The following is an 18,449-nucleotide window of genomic DNA, read 5'->3' as shown; positions in this document are numbered from 1 at the left end:
TGATGAGGTCTTTACCAAGGCCTGTGCTTGCTGTCACACATGAGAGTGAATTTGCACATGTGAGCAAGACAACTCTATTCCTGACCTGGTATTGCCCTCGATGACCGAATCGTCAGCGGGTCGAATCGGCCGCATCTCTGTCCGAAAAACGCGAACAAGCGCCGAGCGCGGTCGCCCCGTTGACGCCGGACTCACCCGGGGCGACGGTGGCGGGCCGCTCCTGGGCGCGCCGGTCCGTTTCCCCCATCCGCCCTTCCGAAGACCGCTGTTGGGCCTCCCCGGCCGCCGTGGCCGCCTCCTCGACGCCGACGCCGACGCTGCCGCTGCCGCGACTGCGGTGGCGGTAGCGGGGCGGCAGGAAGCGTTCCGCCCAGTACGGCGCCCGAGGCGTGAAGCGCGGCATCAGCAGCAGGACGAGGCCCAGCGCGCTCAGTCCCATGATCACCAGCACGATCCACAGGGACGCCGAATGCACGGAATAGCCGACCGCTCCGAAAGCGATCAGTGCCGACCAGAAATACATGATCAGCACGGCACGGCTGTGCGAATGACCGATCTCCAGCAGCCGGTGGTGCAGATGCCCGCGGTCCGCCGCGAACGGCGACTGGCCGTTCCAGGTGCGCCGCACGATCGCCAGCACCAGGTCCGCGGCCGGGATTGCGATGATGGTCAGTGGCAGCAGCAGCGGGATGAAGACCGGCAGCATCGCTTGGGTGGCCGCGCGCTCGCTGCCCGCGAAGAGCGTCATCGTGTCCGGGTCGACCTGACCGGTGACGGAGATCGCCCCGGCCGCCAGCACCAGCCCGATCAGCATCGATCCCGAGTCGCCCATGAAGATCCGGGCCGGGTGGATGTTGTGCGGCAGGAAGCCCAGACACATGCCCATCAGGATCGCGGTGAACAGTGTCGCGGGGGCCGCCGCCTCGATCATGTGCCCGTACCAGAGCCGGTACGTGTACAGGAAGAACGCGGCCGAGGCGATGCACACCATGCCCGCCGCGAGCCCGTCCAGGCCGTCGACGAAGTTGACCGCGTTGATGGTGATGACGACCAGGGCGACCGTGAGCAGCGTGCCCTGCCACTGGGTGAGCGCGACCGTGCCGATGCCGGGGATCGGCAGCCACAGGATCGTCAGGCCCTGGAGCACCATCACGGCGGCGGCGATCATCTGGGCGCCCAGCTTGATCAGCGCGTCGATCTCGAACTTGTCGTCCAGGACACCGATCAGCCAGATGAGCGCCGCCCCGGAGAGCAGCGCCCGCGGCTCGTCCGACTGCTGGAAGACCCAGTCGAGGTTGTGGAGATGGGCCGCGACGATCAGACCCGCGCACAGTCCGCCGAACATGGCGATGCCGCCGAGCCGCGGTGTCGGTTCCCGGTGCACGTCGCGCGCGCGGATCGCGGGCATCGCCCCGGCCGCGATGGCGAACTTGCGCACCGGGCCGGTCAGCAGATAGGTCACCGCAGCCGTGACGCAGAGCGTCAGCAGGTAATCACGCACGGGCTGCCCCACAGATTTCTACGGCCATCTCAGCCCACACCTTAGACGGTCCGGAAGGTCCGATTCCTGTTCGAGGACATCGCGGGCCCATGGTCGAGGACAGCGCGGACGGGCCGATGGTTCCGCGTTCCGCCCCCGCCGCCGGGCCCGCCCTGGCCGGACCGGACGCTCCCCGGTCAGGCCGGTCCGTCCGGTCCGGACGGTCCACGGCCGGGGCCGGCGGCCCGCGCGCCGGACGGGTACGGCGGGTGTGCGCGGGCCAGCTCCCGGACCTCCGCGCGGATGTCCGCCGCCGCGCCCTCCTCGCGCACCGCCGCCCCGAACAAGGCCGCCAGCCGTGCCATGTCGGCGTCGTCCATGCCCTGGGTGGTCACCGCCGCCGTGCCGAGCCGGATGCCGCGGGCATCCCCGTACGGGAGCGCGCAGACATCCAGGACCAGGCCCGCCGTCGCGAGCCGGTCCCGGGCGAGCCGCCCGTCGATGCCCAGCGGGGCCGGGTCCGCGACGATCAGATGGGTGTCCGTGCCGCCCGTGGTGACCTCGAAGCCCTCGGCCTCCAGACCGGCGGCCAGCACCCGGGCGTGCGCGACCACCCGGCGGGCGTACGCGGCGAACGCCGAAGTGGCCGCCTCCCCGAACGCGACGGCCTTCGCGGCGATCGTGTGCATCTGCGCGCCGCCCTGGGTGAACGGGAACACCGCCCGGTCGATCCGCTCGGCCAGCTCCGCGCCGCACAGGATCATCCCGCCGCGCGGGCCGCGCAGCACCTTGTGCGTGGTCGCGCAGACCACGTCGGCGTACGGCACCGGGCTCGGCGCCGCTCCCCCGGCGATCAGCCCCATCGGGTGCGCGGCGTCGGCGATCAGATAGGCGCCCACCTCGTCGGCGATGTCCCGGAACAGTTCGTAGTCCGGGTGCCGGGGGTACGCGATCGAGCCGCTGACGATCGCCTTCGGGCGATGTGCGCGGGCCAGGGCGCGCACCTGTGCGTAGTCGATCAGGCCGCTCTCGGAGTCCACCCCGTAGCCGACGAACTCGAACCAGCGGCCGGAGAAGTTGGCGGGCGAGCCGTGCGTGAGGTGGCCGCCGTACGGGAGCCCCATCGCGAGCACCGTGTCGCCGGGGCGCAGCAGGGCGGCGTAGGCGGCGAGGACGGCGGAGGAACCGGAGTGGGGCTGGACGTTGGCGTGTTCGGCGCCGAAGAGGGCGGTGGCACGGTGGCGGGCGACGCGCTCGGCGGCATCGGCGTGCTCGCAGCCGCCGTGGTGGCGGGCGTCGGGGTAGCCCTCGGCGTACTTGTTGGCGAGCGGTGAACCGAGGGCGGCCAGGACCGCCGGGGAGGTGAAGTTCTCGGCGGCGATCAGCTGCAGGGTGCTCGACTGCCGGTCCAGCTCCGCGAGCAGCACGGCGGCGATCTCCGGGTCCTCCCGGAGCAGGGCGCCGAAGTCCTGCGGCAGGACCGCGTCGGCGGACAAGGGGTGTGCGGCGGGGGTGGTGACCGGCATCGAGGAGCTCCGGGCCTGGAGTGGGTGCGCTGGCGTCAGCTCCAATGTAGGGCCGTCCGGGGCCCTCCGCCCGCTGTGCGGCGCCGCCGTGCCCCCGCCCGGCCTTTCGGGGCTTCGGGGCGCATGTTCGCGCGTACGGCCGTCGGAGCGGCGCACGGGACCGGGCGCGCACGGTGCGTACGGCTCCGCACGGCGGGGCGGTGCGCCGGGGTCGCCGGTGCGTGGGTCAGTGCGCGGCCGGTACGCCGGTCAGCGCGGTGACGACCGGGTCCAGCGCCTGGTTGATCTCGTCGCCGATGGACCGGAAGAACGTGATCGGGGCACCGTACGGGTCGTTCACCTCGTCCGCCTCGACGGTGGGCGCCAGCAGCCAGCCGCGCAGCGCGGCGGCGGCGCGCACCAGTGCGCGGGCGCGCTCGACGACGCCCTCGTCACGCGGGTCGGGCAGGGTGGCCGGATCTATGGCGCGGACCAGCCGGGTGAACTCCTTGAGCGTGAAGGTCCGCAGACCGGCCGAGTGCCCCATCGAGATGACCTGTGCCCGGTGGTCGCGGGTGGCGGTGAGCACCAGGTCGGCGCGGATCACGTGCTCGTCCAGGAGTTCCCGGCCGACGAAGCCCGTGGGGTCGGCGCCGAAGTCGGCGAGGACGATCTCGGCGTTGGCCTCCATGGGGGCGCCTTCGTGGCCCCAGGTGCCCGCGCTCTCCACGATCAGCCCGCCCAGCAGCGGATCGCCGAGGCGGTCCACCAGGGCGTGCCGGGTCAGCCGCTCGGTGATCGGCGAGCGGCAGACGTTGCCGGTGCTGACGTGGAGGATGCGGAAAGTGTCGGCCCGCCCCGCTATGCCACGCCCCTCAGGGGCGGTCAATTCGCCACCTCGAGGTCGGGTACCACCTTGCGGAGTTCCTCGACCGAGACCGCGCCGGCGCGCAGCAGTACGGGGACCTTGCCGGTCACGTCGACGATCGACGACGGCACGATGCCGGGTGTCGGTCCCCCGTCGAGGTAGACGGAGACGGAGTCGCCGAGCATCTCCTGGGCGGCGTCGCAGTTCTCGGGGGCGGGGTGGCCGGTGAGGTTGGCGCTGGAGACGGCCATCGGGCCGAACTCGGTGAGCAGCTCGATGGCGACGGGGTGCAGCGGCATCCGGATGGCGACGGTGCCGCGGGTGTCCCCGAGGTCCCACTGCAACGACGGCTGGTGCCGGGCGACGAGCGTGAGGGCACCTGGCCAGAAGGCGTCGACGAGCTCCCACGCCTGCTCGGAGAAGTCGGTGACCAGGCCGTGCAGCGTGTTCGGGGAGCCGATCAGCACGGGGGTGGGCATGTTGCGCCCGCGGCCCTTGGCGGCGAGCAGATCGGCGACGCCCTCGGAACTGAAGGCGTCCGCGCCGACGCCGTACACGGTGTCGGTGGGCAGCACGACCAGTTCGCCGCGGCGGACGGCCGACACGGCCTCGCGCAGCCCCGTCGTACGGTCGGTCGCGTCGTTGCAGTCGTATCGCCGTGCCATCAGCCGGCCTCCTCAAGCATGTACGGGTATGACGGGTGCGGGGCGTGCGGGCGGGCGCCGCCGGTCGCGGCCCGGCCGTGCGGGCCGGGGTCGGCGGTCGCGGCCCGGCCCCGGGTGGGGGCGGCGCCGGTCACGGCATGGCCTTGCGGGCGGTGGCGAAGCGCGGACGGTTGTTGAGGTCGGGGTGGTCGGCCGCGTCGGCCCAGCCGCGCTCCTCGGCGAAGATCCACGGCACCTGGCCGCCCTGGGTGTCGGCGTGCTCGACGACGACGAGGCCGCCCGGGCGCAGCAGGCGGTGCGCGGTGCGTTCGATGCCGCGGATGGTGTCGAGGCCGTCCTCGCCGGAGAACAGGGCCATCTCCGGGTCGTGGTCGCGGGCCTCGGGGGCCACGTACTCCCATTCGGTGAGCGGGATGTACGGCGGGTTGGAGATGACCAGGTCGACCTGGCCGTCGAGTTCGGGGAGGGCGGTGAGGGCGTCGCCGTGGTGGACGGACACCCTGGACCCCTCGGCGTTCTTCCGGGTCCACTTGAGGGCGTCGTCGGAGAGTTCCACGGCGTGCACCCGGGAGCGCGGCACCTCCTGGGCGATGGCCAGGGCGATGGCGCCCGAGCCGCTGCACAGGTCGACGACGGTCGGCTCGACGACGTCCATCGCGCGCACGGCGTCTATCGCCCAGCCGACGACGGACTCGGTCTCCGGGCGGGGGACGAAGACGCCGGGGCCGACCTGGAGCTCCAGGTAGCGGAAGAAGGCGCGGCCGGTGATGTGCTGGAGCGGTTCGCGGGCCTCGCGGCGGGCGATCGCCTCCCAGTAGCGGGCGTCGAAGTCCGCGTCCGGCACACGGTGCAACTCGCCCCGCTTGACGCCGTGCACGAAGGCGGCGAGCTCCTCCGCGTCGAATCGCGGTGAGGGCACACCGGCGTCGGCCAGCCGCTGGGTGGCCTGGGCCACCTCGGCGAGCAGCAGGTTCATCGCGGTACTCCGTACGGGGTCACGGGCGGGGCGGGCTTTGCTCGGGCCGGCCGACGCGTCGGGGGTCGACGTGTGCGGCCGGTCCTATGCTGCGGCGAGCTTCGCGGCGGAGTCGGCGTCGACACACGCCTGGATCACCGCGTCCAGGTCGCCGTCGAGCACCTGGTCCAGGTTGTACGCCTTGAAGCCGACGCGGTGGTCCGAGATCCGGTTCTCCGGGAAGTTGTACGTGCGGATCTTCTCGGAGCGGTCGACGGTGCGGACCTGGCTGCGGCGCGCGTCGGCGGCCTCGGCCTCGGCCTTCTCCTGGGCGGCGGCCAGCAGGCGCGAGCGCAGGATGCGCATGGCCTGCTCCTTGTTCTGGAGCTGGCTCTTCTCGTTCTGGCAGGAGGCGACGACACCGGTCGGCAGGTGCGTGATGCGGACCGCGGAGTCCGTGGTGTTGACGGACTGGCCGCCGGGTCCGGAGGAGCGGTAGACGTCGATGCGCAGGTCGTTGGCGTGGATCTCGATGTCGACCTCCTCGGCCTCGGGGGTGACGAGCACGCCGGCGGCGGAGGTGTGGATGCGGCCCTGGGACTCGGTGGAGGGCACGCGCTGCACGCGGTGCACGCCGCCCTCGTACTTCAGTCGGGCCCAGACGCCCTGGCCGGGCTCGGTGGCGCCGTTGCCGCCCTTGGTCTTCACCGCGACCTGGACGTCCTTGTAGCCGCCGAGCTCGGACTCGGTGGAGTCGATGATCTCGGTCTTCCAGCCGACGCGCTCGGCATAGCGCAGGTACATCCGCAGCAGGTCACCGGCGAACAGGGCGGACTCGTCGCCCCCGGCGCCCGCCTTGATCTCCAGGAGCACGTCCTTGTCGTCGCTGGGGTCGCGCGGGACCAGCAGGAGGCGGAGCTTCTCGGTGAGCTCCTCGCGCTGCTGCTCCAGCTCCTTGACCTCGGCGGCGAAGTCGGGGTCGTCGGCGGCCAGTTCGCGAGCCGTCTCGATGTCGTCGCCGGCCTGCTTCCAGGAGCGGTACGTGGCAACGATCGGAGTCAACTCGGCGTAGCGCTTGTTCAGCTTGCGCGCGTTGGCCTGGTCGGCGTGGACCGCCGGGTCCGCGAGCTTCTTCTCCAGATCGGTCTGCTCACCGATCAGTTCCTCGACGGCCTCGAACATCTTCGGGCTCCTGGTTCCTTCACTCGGACGTGCCTGCTGGACGGCGTGCCGCCGTCCGGGCGGGGGTACGGGGACATGTCGTACCCCGAGCCGGAAAACGCCGGTCTCGGCGCCCCCGGGAAGAGGGCGCCGAGAACCGGCGCAGTGGCTCGCTACTTGCTGGCGGAGCCGGCAGCCTTGCCGAAGCGGGCCTCGAAGCGGGCCACGCGGCCGCCGGTGTCGAGGATCTTCTGCTTGCCCGTGTAGAACGGGTGGCACTCGGAGCAGACTTCGGCGCGGATGGTGCCGCCGTCGATGGTGCTCCGGGTGGTGAACGACGCGCCGCAGGTGCAGCTGACCTGCGTCTCGACGTACGCGGGGTGGATGTCGCGCTTCAAGGGATTCTCCTAGGTTCGGGAGGGCGCCGGGTCGGACGCACGGGATGCGTGTCCGTGAACCGGGGCCGACGGTCCAGTCTGCCAGGACCGGCCGCATCTCCCAAAACCGGGGGCGGCCCGCGCCTATTCCCGGGCCCGTTCCCGCGCCGGGGGACGCGACCGCGCGCCACCGGCCGTCACACCGCATCACGAGGCGCCACCGGTTCCGGCCCGCGGCGCGGTCGGTCGCCGGCTCCGGTCCCGGTTCCGGCCCCGTCACGGGGCACCACCGGCCCCGATCGCGGCACGGCCGGGGTCGGTGCACGACGTCGGGTCAGCGGACGATGTCGCCCGCGGTCCCCTTGTCACCGGCCGACTTCTCGGTGGCCGAGGCCGGGATCGGCCTGTCGCCCTTGAGCGCGTCCCAGACCTGCCGGGCGGACTCCTCCAGCGGTACGACGCGGTTCGGGTCGGCCGGGTCGTACTGGACGGGCAGGGTCACCATGTGGACGTTGTTCGCGTCGAGCCCCTTGAGGCCGTTCGCGAAGGAGGCCAGCTCCTTGACCGATCCCAGGTCGGAGTCGGTCGTGACGGCCTTGGTGGCGGCGTCCGCGAGGTCGTACAGCTTCGTCGGGCTGGAGAACACCCCGACGCTCCTGACCTGTTCCATCAACGCCTTGATGAACGCCTGCTGGAGCTGGATGCGGCCGAGGTCGCTGCCGTCGCCGACGCTCTTGCGGGTGCGGACGAGACCCAGCGACTGCTCGCCGTTCAGCACGTGGGTGCCGGGAGGGAGGTCGAGATGGCTCTTGGGGTCGTGGATCGCCGTGGTCGTGGTGATCTCCACGCCGCCCAGCTCGTCGATGAGCTTCTTGAACCCGGTGAAGTCGACTTCCAGGTAGTGGTCCATGCGGATGCCGGACATGGCCTCGACGGTCTTGACCGCGCAGGCCGGCCCGCCGACCTCGTACGCCGAGTTGAACATCGCGCGCCGCTCCCCCGCGACGACCTGCCCGGAGGTGTCGCCGACGCAGTCGGGGCGGGTGACGAGGGTGTCGCGCGGGATGGAGACGACGGAGGCCGTCCGGTGGCCCTTGTCGATGTGCAGGACCATCGCGGTGTCGGAACGGGCCGTGCCCTCGTCGGTGCCGTACGCGGCGTTCGCGCCGGAGCGGGAGTCGGAGCCGAGCACGAGGACGTCCTGGGAGCCGTTGTCGACGTTGTCGGGGCGGTCCTTGCCGAGCGCCGCGTTGATGTCGACGGCCTTGAGGTTGCCGTCGAGCTCGAAGTAGGCCAGGGCGAGTCCGCCTCCGCCGAGGGCCACGGCCCCCGCCAGGGTCCAGGCGGCGATCACCGCTGTCCGGTGGCGGCGGGAAGGCTTCTTGCGGCGTCTGCCGGTGGCGCGTATTCGGATGCCGCTCCCGTTCTGCCCGCTCATCCTTCTCCTTCTGTTCCCGGCTTCTCGCGGCCACCCCCGGCAGCGGTGCGTACGCACTGGTTCGTTCCGCTATGACGACTTGTCGCCACTTCACGTGACTCGTACGACTCGTACGACGTCGCGGTACTTCGTGCGACGTCGCGGCATGAAGAAGGGTTGCACAGCGGTTCGTCACGTCCGCGTGAGGAACAAGTCGGCACAAAGGCCGCGCACCACGTCGGCGAACAGCTGGTGATCCGGCGCTCACCTGCGGTTTCTTGCCGGGTACAGCCATCGTCGCGAACCCGGCCGTCACGTCCGTCGTGTGGCGAAGGTCTCGGATCGACCGAAAGAACCGGATCGCACGCGGAGCGGCGAATCGCGATCCGCGCGGGCGCGCGAAACAGGGCCGCCCCCGTCACCTCGGCGGTGACGGGGGCGGCCCTGTGAGCCTGCCGGTACGGACGACGTCAGTCGTTGCCGTTGCCCGGAGCGGGCGTCGTCTTCTGGATCTGGAGCAGGAACTCCGCGTTGGACTGGGTCTTCTTCATCCGGTCCAGGAGGAGCTCGATCGCCTGCTGCTGGTCGAGCGCGTGCAGCACCCGGCGCAGCTTCCAGACAATGGCCAACTCCTCGCTGCCGAGCAGGATCTCTTCCTTGCGGGTGCTGGACGCGTCGACGTCCACCGCCGGGAAGATGCGCTTGTCCGAGAGCTTCCGGTCGAGCTTGAGCTCCATGTTGCCGGTGCCCTTGAACTCCTCGAAGATCACCTCGTCCATGCGCGAGCCGGTCTCGACGAGCGCGGTGGCCAGGATGGTCAGCGAACCGCCGTCCTCGATGTTGCGCGCGGCACCGAAGAAGCGCTTCGGCGGGTACAGCGCGGTCGAGTCGACACCACCGGACAGGATGCGTCCGGAGGCGGGGGCCGCGAGGTTGTACGCGCGGCCGAGGCGGGTGATGGAGTCCAGCAGCACGACCACGTCGTGGCCCAGCTCGACGAGACGCTTGGCGCGCTCGATGGCCAGCTCGGCGACGGTGGTGTGGTCCTCGGCCGGGCGGTCGAAGGTCGAGGAGATGACCTCGCCCTTCACCGACCGCTGCATGTCGGTGACCTCTTCCGGACGCTCGTCGACCAGGACGACCATCAGGTGGCACTCGGGGCTGTTGACGGTGATCGCGTTCGCGATCGCCTGCAGGATCATGGTCTTGCCGGTCTTCGGCGGGGCCACGATCAGCCCGCGCTGGCCCTTGCCGATCGGCGCGACCAGGTCGATGATCCGCGTCGTCAGGACGTTGGAGTCGGTCTCCAGGCGGAGCCGGTCCTGCGGGTAGAGCGGGGTCAGCTTCTGGAACTCCGGTCGCCCGCGGCCGGTTTCGGGCGCCATGCCGTTCACCGAGTCGAGGCGGACCAGTGCGTTGAACTTCTCGCGCCGCTCGCCGTCCTTGGGCTGCCGCACCGCGCCGGTGACGTGGTCGCCCTTGCGCAGGCCGTTCTTGCGGACCTGGGCGAGCGAGACGTACACGTCGTTCGGGCCGGGCAGGTAGCCGGAGGTCCGGATGAACGCGTAGTTGTCGAGGATGTCCAGGATGCCCGCGACGGGGATCAGGACGTCGTCCTCGGAGACCTGGACCTCGCCCGCGAAGTCGTCGCGGCCGCGGCGGCCACGACGGTCGCGGTAACGGCCCCGACGGCCGCGGCGGCCGCCCGCCTCGTCGTCGTAGCCGTCGTCCTGCTGGCCGCCCTGGCGCTGCTGGCGCTGGCTGCCCTGCTGTCCCTGGCCACCGCCCTGCCCCTGGTCGTCGCCCTTGCCGCGGCGGTCGCGCTGCCGGTCGCGGCGGTCCCCGCGCTCCTGGCGGTCGCCCCGCTCGCCGCGCTGGCCGCGGTCCTGGCGCTCGCCCCGACGGCCCTCGGCCGTGTCGGCGGCGGCCTCGGCGCGGTCCTCGCTCTTCGGCTCGGCGCTCTTGGGCTCGGCCTGCGTCTGGACCTTGGCCTCGACGGCCGGCTTGCTCTCCGCCTTGGGCTCCGGGCTGCCCGCCTGCGCGGTGGCACGGCGCCGACGACGCTCGCCCGCGGGCTGCTCGTCGCTGGCCGGCTGACCGGGGATGTCGATCTGCTGCTGGGCGGCTGCGGCCTTCTCGGCGGGCGCGGCGGCCTCACCGGTGCGGGCCTTGGACGTGGCACGGCGCTTCGGCTTGGTCTCGGCGTCGGCGGCGGGCGCGGCGGCCTTGGGCGCGGCGCCGGCGGCCTGCGCCTCCTTGATGACCTCGATCAGCTGGCCCTTGCGCATCCGCGCGGTGCCCTTGATGCCGAGGCCGGACGCGACCTGCTGCAGCTCGGCCAGGACCATGCCCTCAAGGCCGGTGCCGGAGCGGCGGCGCCGTGTGGTGGTGCCAGTGGCAGCACCTTCGGCGGGCGCGGCGCTGTCGACGCTCTTGTCGGCAGTCACGCCCATCAGATCGGTGGTGTCGCTCACGAAGGGTCCTTCCCTGGAGCGGACGTCGGCCTTCTGGCTCGGCGACCGGTTGTGCTGTCCGGCTGCGGTCTTTTCTTCTTGCGGACCGTGCCGGGGCGGTGGTCCGCCGGGGTACGGCGGAGAAATGAAGGTGTGCGGGGTCCGGCGCGGGCATCCCCCTGCTCGGCCCATTCCTGGACGGGCGAGGGGTGTGTCGTGCCGGTTCCGGAGCGTGCACGAAACTGCTCAGGCAGGCTGCTCAGGCAGTTTGGGGAGGCTCCCGGAGAAAAGGTGGTCCCGGAAAGGGACACGCAGCAACGCGCCTCATGGACGTCGATTGCAGACTTGAGGTTAACACTACCGGCTCCAACAAACATTCCCCCTCTCACTCACCGGCAATCACTTCTCGGCCACCCGGCCCTCATCTCGCGGCTACGGGGCGAGCGGAAGCACACTCGCGCCCGGGGCGTCGAGCGTGAGCCGATTGGCGGCCCAGCCCTCGCCCGCCAGCCGTGCGACCTTGTCGGCCGCACCGTCCTCGACCAGTGCGAGCACGGTCGGCCCGGCACCGGAGATGACCGCGGGCACACCGTCGGCGCGCAGCCGGTGCACGAGTTCCGCGCTCTGCGGCATCGCCGGGGCGCGGTACTCCTGGTGCAGCCGGTCCTCGGTGGCGGTGAACAGCAGCTCGGGGTGCCTGGTCAGCGCCTCGACGAGCAACGCGGCACGCCCGGCGTTGAAGGCGGCGTCGACGTGCGGGACCGTGCGCGGCAGCAGTCCGCGGGCGGTCTCGGTCAGCACCGGCCGGTCGGGGACGAAAACCACCGGAACGATGGAATCCGCGGGATCCATCCTGATCGCGTGGGCCGATCCGCCGTCCGTCCACGCGAGGGTGAAGCCACCGAGCAGGCAGGCCGCGACGTTGTCCGGGTGTCCCTCGATCTCGGTGGCGAGATCGAGCAGCGCGGCGTCGCCGAGCCGGGTGTCGCCGCCGGTCGTCACCGCGCGGGCGGCGACGATGCCGGCGCAGATGGCCGCCGAGGAGGAGCCGAGGCCGCGCCCGTGCGGGATGCGGTTGGCGCAGACGATCTCCAGGCCGCGCGGCTGCCCGCCGAGCAGGTCGAAGGCCGTGCGCAGGGAGCGCACGAGGAGGTGCCTCTCGTCGCGCGGCAGGGTGTCGGCGCCCTCGCCCGCGATGTCGATGTGCAGTCCGGAGTCGGCCACGCGGACGACGACGTCGTCGTACAGCCCCAGCGAGAGGCCGAAGGCGTCGAAACCCGGGCCCAGGTTGGCGCTGGTCGCGGGGACGCGCACCCGGACGGCGGCGGCTCGGAAGGCGGGACCGGCCATCGGTTGGACGACTCTCCTTGTGAGGCGGCGGGGGGTGGTGAAGCGTTTTCTCGGCGACGGCGGACGTCGTGGCGGCGGGGAGTGGGTTCCGGGGAGTGGATTCCGGGAGACCGACGGCCACGACGACCCCTGCACCGCGGCATATGCGGCGGGCGGGTTGACTACAGCTTATCGAAGGAAGGTTCTGTGGCGACATAGGGCGCACAGGAGGCGCACGATGCGTGTCGCCCATCGCCTGCGCGCTCTCGCCCCTCAGAAACGGACGGTTGGGCCGAATTCCCTCCTTGCGGCGAACGGCCCTCGCGCCGACGGCGAGCCGGTACGGGCGGGACCGGCCGGGAGGCGGACCGCCGGTCGGGGAACGGGCCGGGCCCGTCGGCCGCCCGGCCCCGGCCCGCCCCCGGGCCCGTACGGGGTTCCGGGGGCTACGCCGGCTCTACGCGAGGCCCAGCTTCTCGGCGGCGGTGGCCGCGTCGACCGGGACCGTGACCGGCTGCGGGGCGCCCGCGACAGCCCAGTCGGGGTCCTTGAGGCCGTTGCCGGTGACCGTGCAGACGATCTTCTGGCCGGGGTCGACCTTGCCCTGCTCCGCGGCCTTCAGCAGACCGGCGACCGACGCGGCCGAGGCGGGCTCCACGAAGACGCCCTCCTGGGAGGCCAACAGCCGGTACGCGGAAAGAATCTGGCGATCCGTCACCTCATCGATGAAACCACCCGATTCGTCCCGGGCGTTCAGCGCGAACTGCCAGGAGGCGGGGTTGCCGATCCGGATCGCGGTGGCGACGGTCGACGGGTCCTTGACGACCTCGCCGCGCACGATGGGCGCGGAACCCGACGCCTGGAAGCCCCACATGCGCGGGGTGTGCGAGGCCATGGCGTCCGCGGCGTACTCCTTGTAGCCCTTCCAGTACGCGGTGATGTTGCCCGCGTTGCCGACCGGGAGAACGTGGATGTCGGGGGCGTCGCCGAGGGCGTCGACGATCTCGAACGCGGCGGTCTTCTGCCCCTCGATGCGGACCGGGTTGACCGAATTGACCAGCGCCACCGGATAGTTGTCCGAAAGTGAGCGGGCCAGCGTCAGGCAGTCGTCGAAATTGCCGTCCACCTGGAGGATCTTGGCGCCGTGCACCAGCGCCTGCCCCATCTTGCCGAGGGCGATCTTGCCCTGCGGTACGAGGACGGCGCAGACCATGCCGGCCCGGACCGCGTACGCGGCGGCGGAGGCGGAGGTGTTGCCGGTGGAGGCGCAGATGACAGCACGCGCGCCCTCCTCCTTGGCGCGGGTGATCGCCATCGTCATCCCGCGGTCCTTGAACGAACCGGTGGGGTTGGCGCCCTCGACCTTGAGGTGCACCTCGCAGCCCGTGCGCTCGGAGAGGACCTGGGCGGGGACGAGCGGCGTGCCGCCCTCACGAAGCGTGACGACCGGCGTCGTGTCCGTGACCGGGAGCCGGTCCCGGTACTCCTCGATGATGCCGCGCCACTGGTGGGTGCCCTTGCTGGTCATGGGTCCTTACTCCCCTTCAACACGCATGATGCTGGCGACACCGCGCACGGTGTCGAGCTTGCGCAGCGCCTCGACGGTCGCCGAGAGGGCGGCGTCGGGCGCGCGGTGGGTGACGACGACGAGGGACGCCTCGCCGCCGTCCTGTGCGGCGGCGGCCGCGTCGACGCCGCTCGCGTTCCTGCCCTGCTGGCGGACGGTGTCGATCGACACGCCCTGCTCGGCGAAGATCGTCGCGACCTGGGCGAGCACGCCCGGCCGGTCGGCCACGTCGAGGCTGATGTGGTACCGCGTGACGACGTCGCCCATCGGGCTGACCGGCAGCCGCGTGTAGGCGGACTCGCCGGGGCCGGTGGTCTCGCCCAGCTTGTTGCGGCAGACCGCGACCAGGTCGCCGAGGACCGCGGACGCGGTCGGCGAGCCGCCCGCGCCGGGGCCGTAGAACATGAGCTGCCCGGCCGCCTCGGCCTCGACGAAGACCGCGTTGTACGCCTCGCGGACGGAGGCCAGGGGGTGGCTCAGCGGGATCATCGCGGGGTGCACCCGCGCGGTGACGGATTTCCCGTCGGCGGCGCGCTCGCAGATCGCGAGGAGCTTGACGGTGCAGCCCATACGGCGGGCGGAGACCATGTCGGCGGCCGTGACCTCGGTGATGCCCTCGCGGTGCACGTCACCGATCCTGACCCGGGTGTGGAAGGCGATACCGGCCAGGATCGCGGCCTTGGCGGCGGCGTCGAAGCCCTCCACGTCGGCGGTCGGGTCGGCCTCCGCGTAGCCGAGCGCGGTGGCCTCGTCGAGCGCCTCGGAGTATCCGGCGCCGCTGGTGTCCATCCGGTCGAGGATGAAGTTGGTGGTGCCGTTCACGATGCCGAGGACCCGGTTCACCTTGTCGCCCGCGAGGGACTCGCGCAGCGGTCGCACCAGCGGGATCGCCCCGGCCACGGCGGCCTCGTAGTAGAGGTCCCTGCCGTGTTTCTCGGCGGCGGCGTGCAGGGCCGCGCCGTCCTCGGCCAGCAGCGCCTTGTTCGCGGAGACGACGCTCGCCCCGTGCTCGAAGGCGGTGGTGATGAGCGTACGGGCGGGCTCGATGCCGCCGATGACCTCGATGACGACGTCGATGTCGCCCCGTTTGACCAGGGCCGTCGCATCGGTGGTGATCAGTGCGGGGTCGATGCCCTCGCGCACCCTGGAGGGACGGCGGACGGCGACGCCGGCGAGCTCGACCGGCGCGCCGATGCGCGCGGCGAGGTCGTCGGCGTGCGTCGTCATGAGGCGCGCCACCTCTGAGCCGACCACTCCACAGCCCAGCAGCGCCACCTTCAGCGGACGCGTACGCATCATCCGACCTCGATTCCTCAACCTCTGATATCTGGACCAGTCTCACTCAACGGACGGGAGTTTCTGTCATACGTCCGGATCCTGAGACATTTATTTCATCAGCCGACATCGAGACGCAGGAGATCTTCCTCCGTCTCACGCCTGACGATCACACGCGCCTGCCCGTCGCGCACGGCGACGACGGGCGGACGCAGGGCATGGTTGTAGTTGCTCGCCATGGAGCGGCAGTACGCGCCGGTGGCGGGCACGGCGATCAGGTCGCCGGGCGCCAGGTCGGACGGCAGGAAGGCGTCCCTGACCACGATGTCGCCGCTCTCGCAGTGCTTGCCGACGACGCGGACGAGCATCGGATCGGCGTCGGAGGCACGGGAGACGAGCGCGACGCTGTACTCGGCGTCGTACAGAGCGGTGCGGATGTTGTCGGACATGCCGCCGTCGACGCTGACGTACGTACGCAGCCCCTCCAGGGGCTTGATGGTGCCGACCTCGTACAGCGTGAACGCGGAGGGGCCGACGATGGCGCGCCCCGGCTCGACGGAGATCCGCGGGGTGGCGAGGCCGGCCGCCTCGCACTCGCGGGCGACGATGTCGCCGAGCGCCTTGGCGATCTCGCGCGGCTCGCGCGGGTCGTCGTCGGAGGTGTACGCGATGCCCAGCCCGCCGCCCAGGTCGATCTCGGGCAGTTCGACGCCGTGCTCGTCGCGCACCTCGGCGAGCAGCCCCACCACGCGCCGGGCGGAGACCTCGAAGCCGGCCATGTCGAAGATCTGCGAGCCGATGTGCGAGTGGATGCCGATGAGTTCGAGCCCGTCGAGGGCGAGCGCCCGTCGCACCGCCTCGGCGGCCTCTCCTCCGGCCAGCGCGATCCCGAACTTCTGATCCTCGTGCGCGGTCGCGATGAACTCGTGCGTGTGCGCCTCGACACCCACGGTCACCCGGATCTGTACGCGCTGCCGCGTGCCGAGCCGCTGCGCCACGTGGGCGACGCGGGCGATCTCCTGGAACGAGTCGAGCACGATCCGCCCGACACCGACGGTGACCGCCCGCTCGATCTCCGCGACGGTCTTGTTGTTGCCGTGGAAGGCGATGCGCTCGGCGGGCATCCCCGCGTCCAGCGCACAGGTCAGCTCGCCGCCGGAGCAGACGTCGAGGTTGAGGCCCTCCTCCTCGAGCCAGCGCACGACGGCCCGCGACAGGAACGCCTTCCCCGCGTAGAACACGTCGGCGTCCGGCCCGAAGGCGTTGGCCCAGGCCCGGCAGCGGGCCCGGAAGTCGCTCTCGTCGAGGACGTAGGCGGGGGTGCCGAACTCCTCGGCCAGCCGCGCCACTTCGATCCCGCCGACGGTGACGGCGCCGTCCGCGTTCCGGGCGACGGTACGGGACCAGACCTTGGCGTCCAGGGCGTTGAGGTCGGTGGGCGGGGCGGTGTAATGCCCCTCCGGCAGGACGTCGGCGTGGCGGGGCCCGGCGGGGTGTGCGGAACGGCTCATGGTGCTTGCTCTGCTCTCTCGGGTCTCTCAGAGGACTTCGGGTGCGCTGATGCCGAGCAGGGACAGGCCGCCTGCCAGCACCGTCCCGGCGGCCTCGGCGAGGGCGAGCCGGGAACGGTGGGCGGCCGAGGGTTTCTCGTCACCGACGGGGAGCGGCGGGGCGCCGTCGTGGAAGTCGAAGAACGCCCGCGCGACCGCCTCCAGCTGCCGGGCGACCCGGTCGGGCTCCCGGTGCCGGGCGGCGGCGGCGAGCACGTCGGGGTGGTCGGCGAGGAGTGCCGCGAGCGCGTCCGTGACGGCTTCGGCGCGGTCGGCGGGCGCGTGGCGGAGACCGTGCCCGGTGCTCTCGTACATCTCGTACTCGGAGGTGAACCCCAGCTGCCGGGCATTACGGCTCAGGGCCCGGGTGCGCGCGTACGCGTACCGCACGCGGAACAGCGCATTGTCCTCCCGCTGCGCGAGGAGCGCGTCGCCGCCGGTGTCCTGGGGCCGGTCGTGCGGGGCGGCCCGCAGCAGCGCCCAGCGCGCGGCGTCGTTCCCGAGCCGAGCGCAGAGATCGCGGTCGGCGGCGGGCACCGGCATCACGTGCAGCGACTCCCCGCCCGCGGCCCGCGCGCCCACGGTCGCTCCCTGGGCCCGGAGCAGCCGCTCGACGACCTCGGTGACGACCAGGGCGCGCGCCTCCTCGACGGGCGCGAACGAGACGGCCGTACCGGCGAGGGCGTGCCCGTACCCGTACTCCCTGCCGCTCTCCCCGATGTCCCGGACGAGCGCACCGATCCTGTCGGCGCCGTCCGACAGGCTGAAGTTCAGGAAGCCGGGCCCCGTGACCTCGACAACGCCGATCCCCGGCACGCCCCGCACCCGCTCCCGGATGATCTCTGCGACGTCCCTGGCCGGCAACGCGGCGGGCCGGGCCAGCTGAAGGGCGACGGCACAGGCGTAGTCCCCACGCCCACCGGGCCTGGTCCGCTCCACCCGCACGCGCGCGGGCACGGGCGCGCGCAAGGCGTCCTCGTCGACCGCGCGACGCACGGCGTGCAGCACGGCCCTGGAGAGATCGGCGGGGGTCACACGACAAGCGTATGGGAGGAAAGGGGTCACCCCGCGACCCGGTTTCGCCATGCGGTCACCCGGCGGTGGTCTCCGCTCTCCCCGCCCCCTGTCTGCCGTCGGCCACGGGCGGCTCCGCCCGGTTCGCCAACTCCCCCACGAGCCGAACCAGTTCGCTGGGCTCGAAGGGCTTCGCCAGGAACGCGTCCACCCCCGCTGCGACCCCGGTGTCCACCTCGCAGGGGGTGCAGGCACTGATGATCGCCAGGGGCAGATGTCTGGTCCGAGGATCGGAACGCAATCTGGTGGCGGTCTGCAGACCGTCCAGCCGAGGCATGACGACATCGAGAGTGATCACGTCGGGACAGACCCGATGCACCAGATCCAGACACTCGACACCATCGGACGCGGTCACGACCTCGAAGCCCTCAAGCTCGAGATTGACCCTGATCAACTGCCGGATGACCTTGTTGTCGTCGACAACAAGCACGCGGCCACACGCGCCTGACACACTCCGAGAGTAGGTGCGGCGTAGGGGCTGCGTCCGGGTTTTGCCCATTTCCGCCCCCGGACGAGTGGTGCGGGCATGGCCGGATGTACACCGCCCTCCCGCGCTCCCCGCCCACCGACCTGCACAGGTCCGCCCGGCAGCACGGAAATACCTGTTCACGGACACCCCTCGGAAGCTGGTAGTGTTTTCCCCGTCGCCGAGCAACACGGCGAAACGCCCCCGTAGCTCAGGGGATAGAGCAACGGCCTCCGGAGCCGTGTGCGCAGGTTCGAATCCTGCCGGGGGCACCTCGAAAGAAGGTGCCGAGGCCCTGAACCGCAGA

At 71.7% G+C, this 18,449-nt stretch carries 15 protein-coding genes and 1 tRNA gene; 1 reads left to right on the top strand and 15 read right to left on the bottom strand.

Annotated elements, in window-relative coordinates:
* Positions 1–112: 112 nt before the first annotated feature.
* The 15 genes from ACFYXM_RS05700 to ACFYXM_RS05630 all read right to left on the bottom strand — a co-directional run bounded on the left by ACFYXM_RS05700 (position 113) and on the right by ACFYXM_RS05630 (position 18,175).
* The gene (locus ACFYXM_RS05700) at positions 113–1,513 is read right to left on the bottom strand and encodes an MraY family glycosyltransferase (RefSeq protein ID WP_389287142.1); all 1,401 of its coding nucleotides are present in this window, start codon (positions 1,511–1,513) and stop codon (positions 113–115) included.
* A 164-nt stretch (positions 1,514–1,677) separates the two neighbouring features.
* Positions 1,678–3,006, bottom strand: a complete 1,329-nt coding sequence (gene glyA, locus ACFYXM_RS05695) for a serine hydroxymethyltransferase (RefSeq protein ID WP_389287141.1) — start codon at positions 3,004–3,006, stop codon at positions 1,678–1,680.
* Positions 3,007–3,232: 226 nt separating this feature from the next.
* On the bottom strand, positions 3,233–3,874 hold the full coding sequence (locus ACFYXM_RS05690) for a protein-tyrosine-phosphatase (RefSeq protein WP_351520199.1): 642 nt from the start codon (positions 3,872–3,874) through the stop codon (positions 3,233–3,235).
* Complete coding sequence (locus ACFYXM_RS05685; RefSeq protein ID WP_351520198.1) at positions 3,871–4,518, bottom strand: L-threonylcarbamoyladenylate synthase; 648 nt, start codon at positions 4,516–4,518, stop codon at positions 3,871–3,873. Before ACFYXM_RS05685 ends, ACFYXM_RS05690 begins: the two co-directional genes overlap by 4 nt.
* A 130-nt stretch (positions 4,519–4,648) precedes the next feature.
* Entirely contained in the window at positions 4,649–5,494 is an 846-nt protein-coding gene (prmC, locus tag ACFYXM_RS05680; RefSeq protein WP_389287138.1) for a peptide chain release factor N(5)-glutamine methyltransferase, read from the bottom strand.
* Between the two features lie 84 nt (positions 5,495–5,578).
* On the bottom strand, positions 5,579–6,655 hold the full coding sequence (gene prfA / locus ACFYXM_RS05675; protein WP_351520195.1) for a peptide chain release factor 1: 1,077 nt from the start codon (positions 6,653–6,655) through the stop codon (positions 5,579–5,581).
* Positions 6,656–6,807: 152 nt separating this feature from the next.
* Complete coding sequence (rpmE, locus tag ACFYXM_RS05670; protein ID WP_362019604.1) at positions 6,808–7,032, bottom strand: 50S ribosomal protein L31; 225 nt, start codon at positions 7,030–7,032, stop codon at positions 6,808–6,810.
* A 313-nt stretch (positions 7,033–7,345) separates the two neighbouring features.
* Entirely contained in the window at positions 7,346–8,449 is a 1,104-nt protein-coding gene (locus ACFYXM_RS05665; RefSeq protein WP_389287135.1) for an LCP family protein, read from the bottom strand.
* 449 nt (positions 8,450–8,898) lie between these two features.
* Positions 8,899–10,902, bottom strand: a complete 2,004-nt coding sequence (gene rho, locus ACFYXM_RS05660; RefSeq protein WP_389287134.1) for a transcription termination factor Rho — start codon at positions 10,900–10,902, stop codon at positions 8,899–8,901.
* 411 nt (positions 10,903–11,313) lie between these two features.
* On the bottom strand, positions 11,314–12,231 hold the full coding sequence (gene thrB / locus ACFYXM_RS05655) for a homoserine kinase (protein WP_389287132.1): 918 nt from the start codon (positions 12,229–12,231) through the stop codon (positions 11,314–11,316).
* Between the two features lie 436 nt (positions 12,232–12,667).
* Positions 12,668–13,738, bottom strand: a complete 1,071-nt coding sequence (gene thrC / locus ACFYXM_RS05650) for a threonine synthase (RefSeq protein WP_389287130.1) — start codon at positions 13,736–13,738, stop codon at positions 12,668–12,670.
* A gap of 6 nt (positions 13,739–13,744) precedes the next feature.
* A complete protein-coding gene (locus ACFYXM_RS05645) occupies positions 13,745–15,076 on the bottom strand; it encodes a homoserine dehydrogenase (RefSeq protein ID WP_389287128.1) in 1,332 nt (443 codons plus the stop codon).
* Between the two features lie 95 nt (positions 15,077–15,171).
* On the bottom strand, positions 15,172–16,563 hold the full coding sequence (gene lysA / locus ACFYXM_RS05640; protein WP_389287127.1) for a diaminopimelate decarboxylase: 1,392 nt from the start codon (positions 16,561–16,563) through the stop codon (positions 15,172–15,174).
* Between the two features lie 27 nt (positions 16,564–16,590).
* On the bottom strand, positions 16,591–17,637 hold the full coding sequence (gene nrtL / locus ACFYXM_RS05635) for an ArgS-related anticodon-binding protein NrtL (protein ID WP_389287125.1): 1,047 nt from the start codon (positions 17,635–17,637) through the stop codon (positions 16,591–16,593).
* A gap of 55 nt (positions 17,638–17,692) precedes the next feature.
* On the bottom strand, positions 17,693–18,175 hold the full coding sequence (locus ACFYXM_RS05630) for a PleD family two-component system response regulator (RefSeq protein WP_389287124.1): 483 nt from the start codon (positions 18,173–18,175) through the stop codon (positions 17,693–17,695).
* A 167-nt stretch (positions 18,176–18,342) separates the two neighbouring features.
* Here ACFYXM_RS05630 and ACFYXM_RS05625 point away from each other — a divergent pair.
* Positions 18,343–18,414 (top strand) — tRNA-Arg (locus ACFYXM_RS05625).
* Positions 18,415–18,449: the final 35 nt, after the last annotated feature.

The sequence above is a fragment of the Streptomyces sp. NPDC002476 genome (assembly GCF_042889785.1).
Taxonomy (GTDB): domain Bacteria; phylum Actinomycetota; class Actinomycetes; order Streptomycetales; family Streptomycetaceae; genus Streptomyces.
Note: the sequence above shows the minus strand (reverse complement) of the source record. Positions and strands in the feature narration are given on the sequence as shown.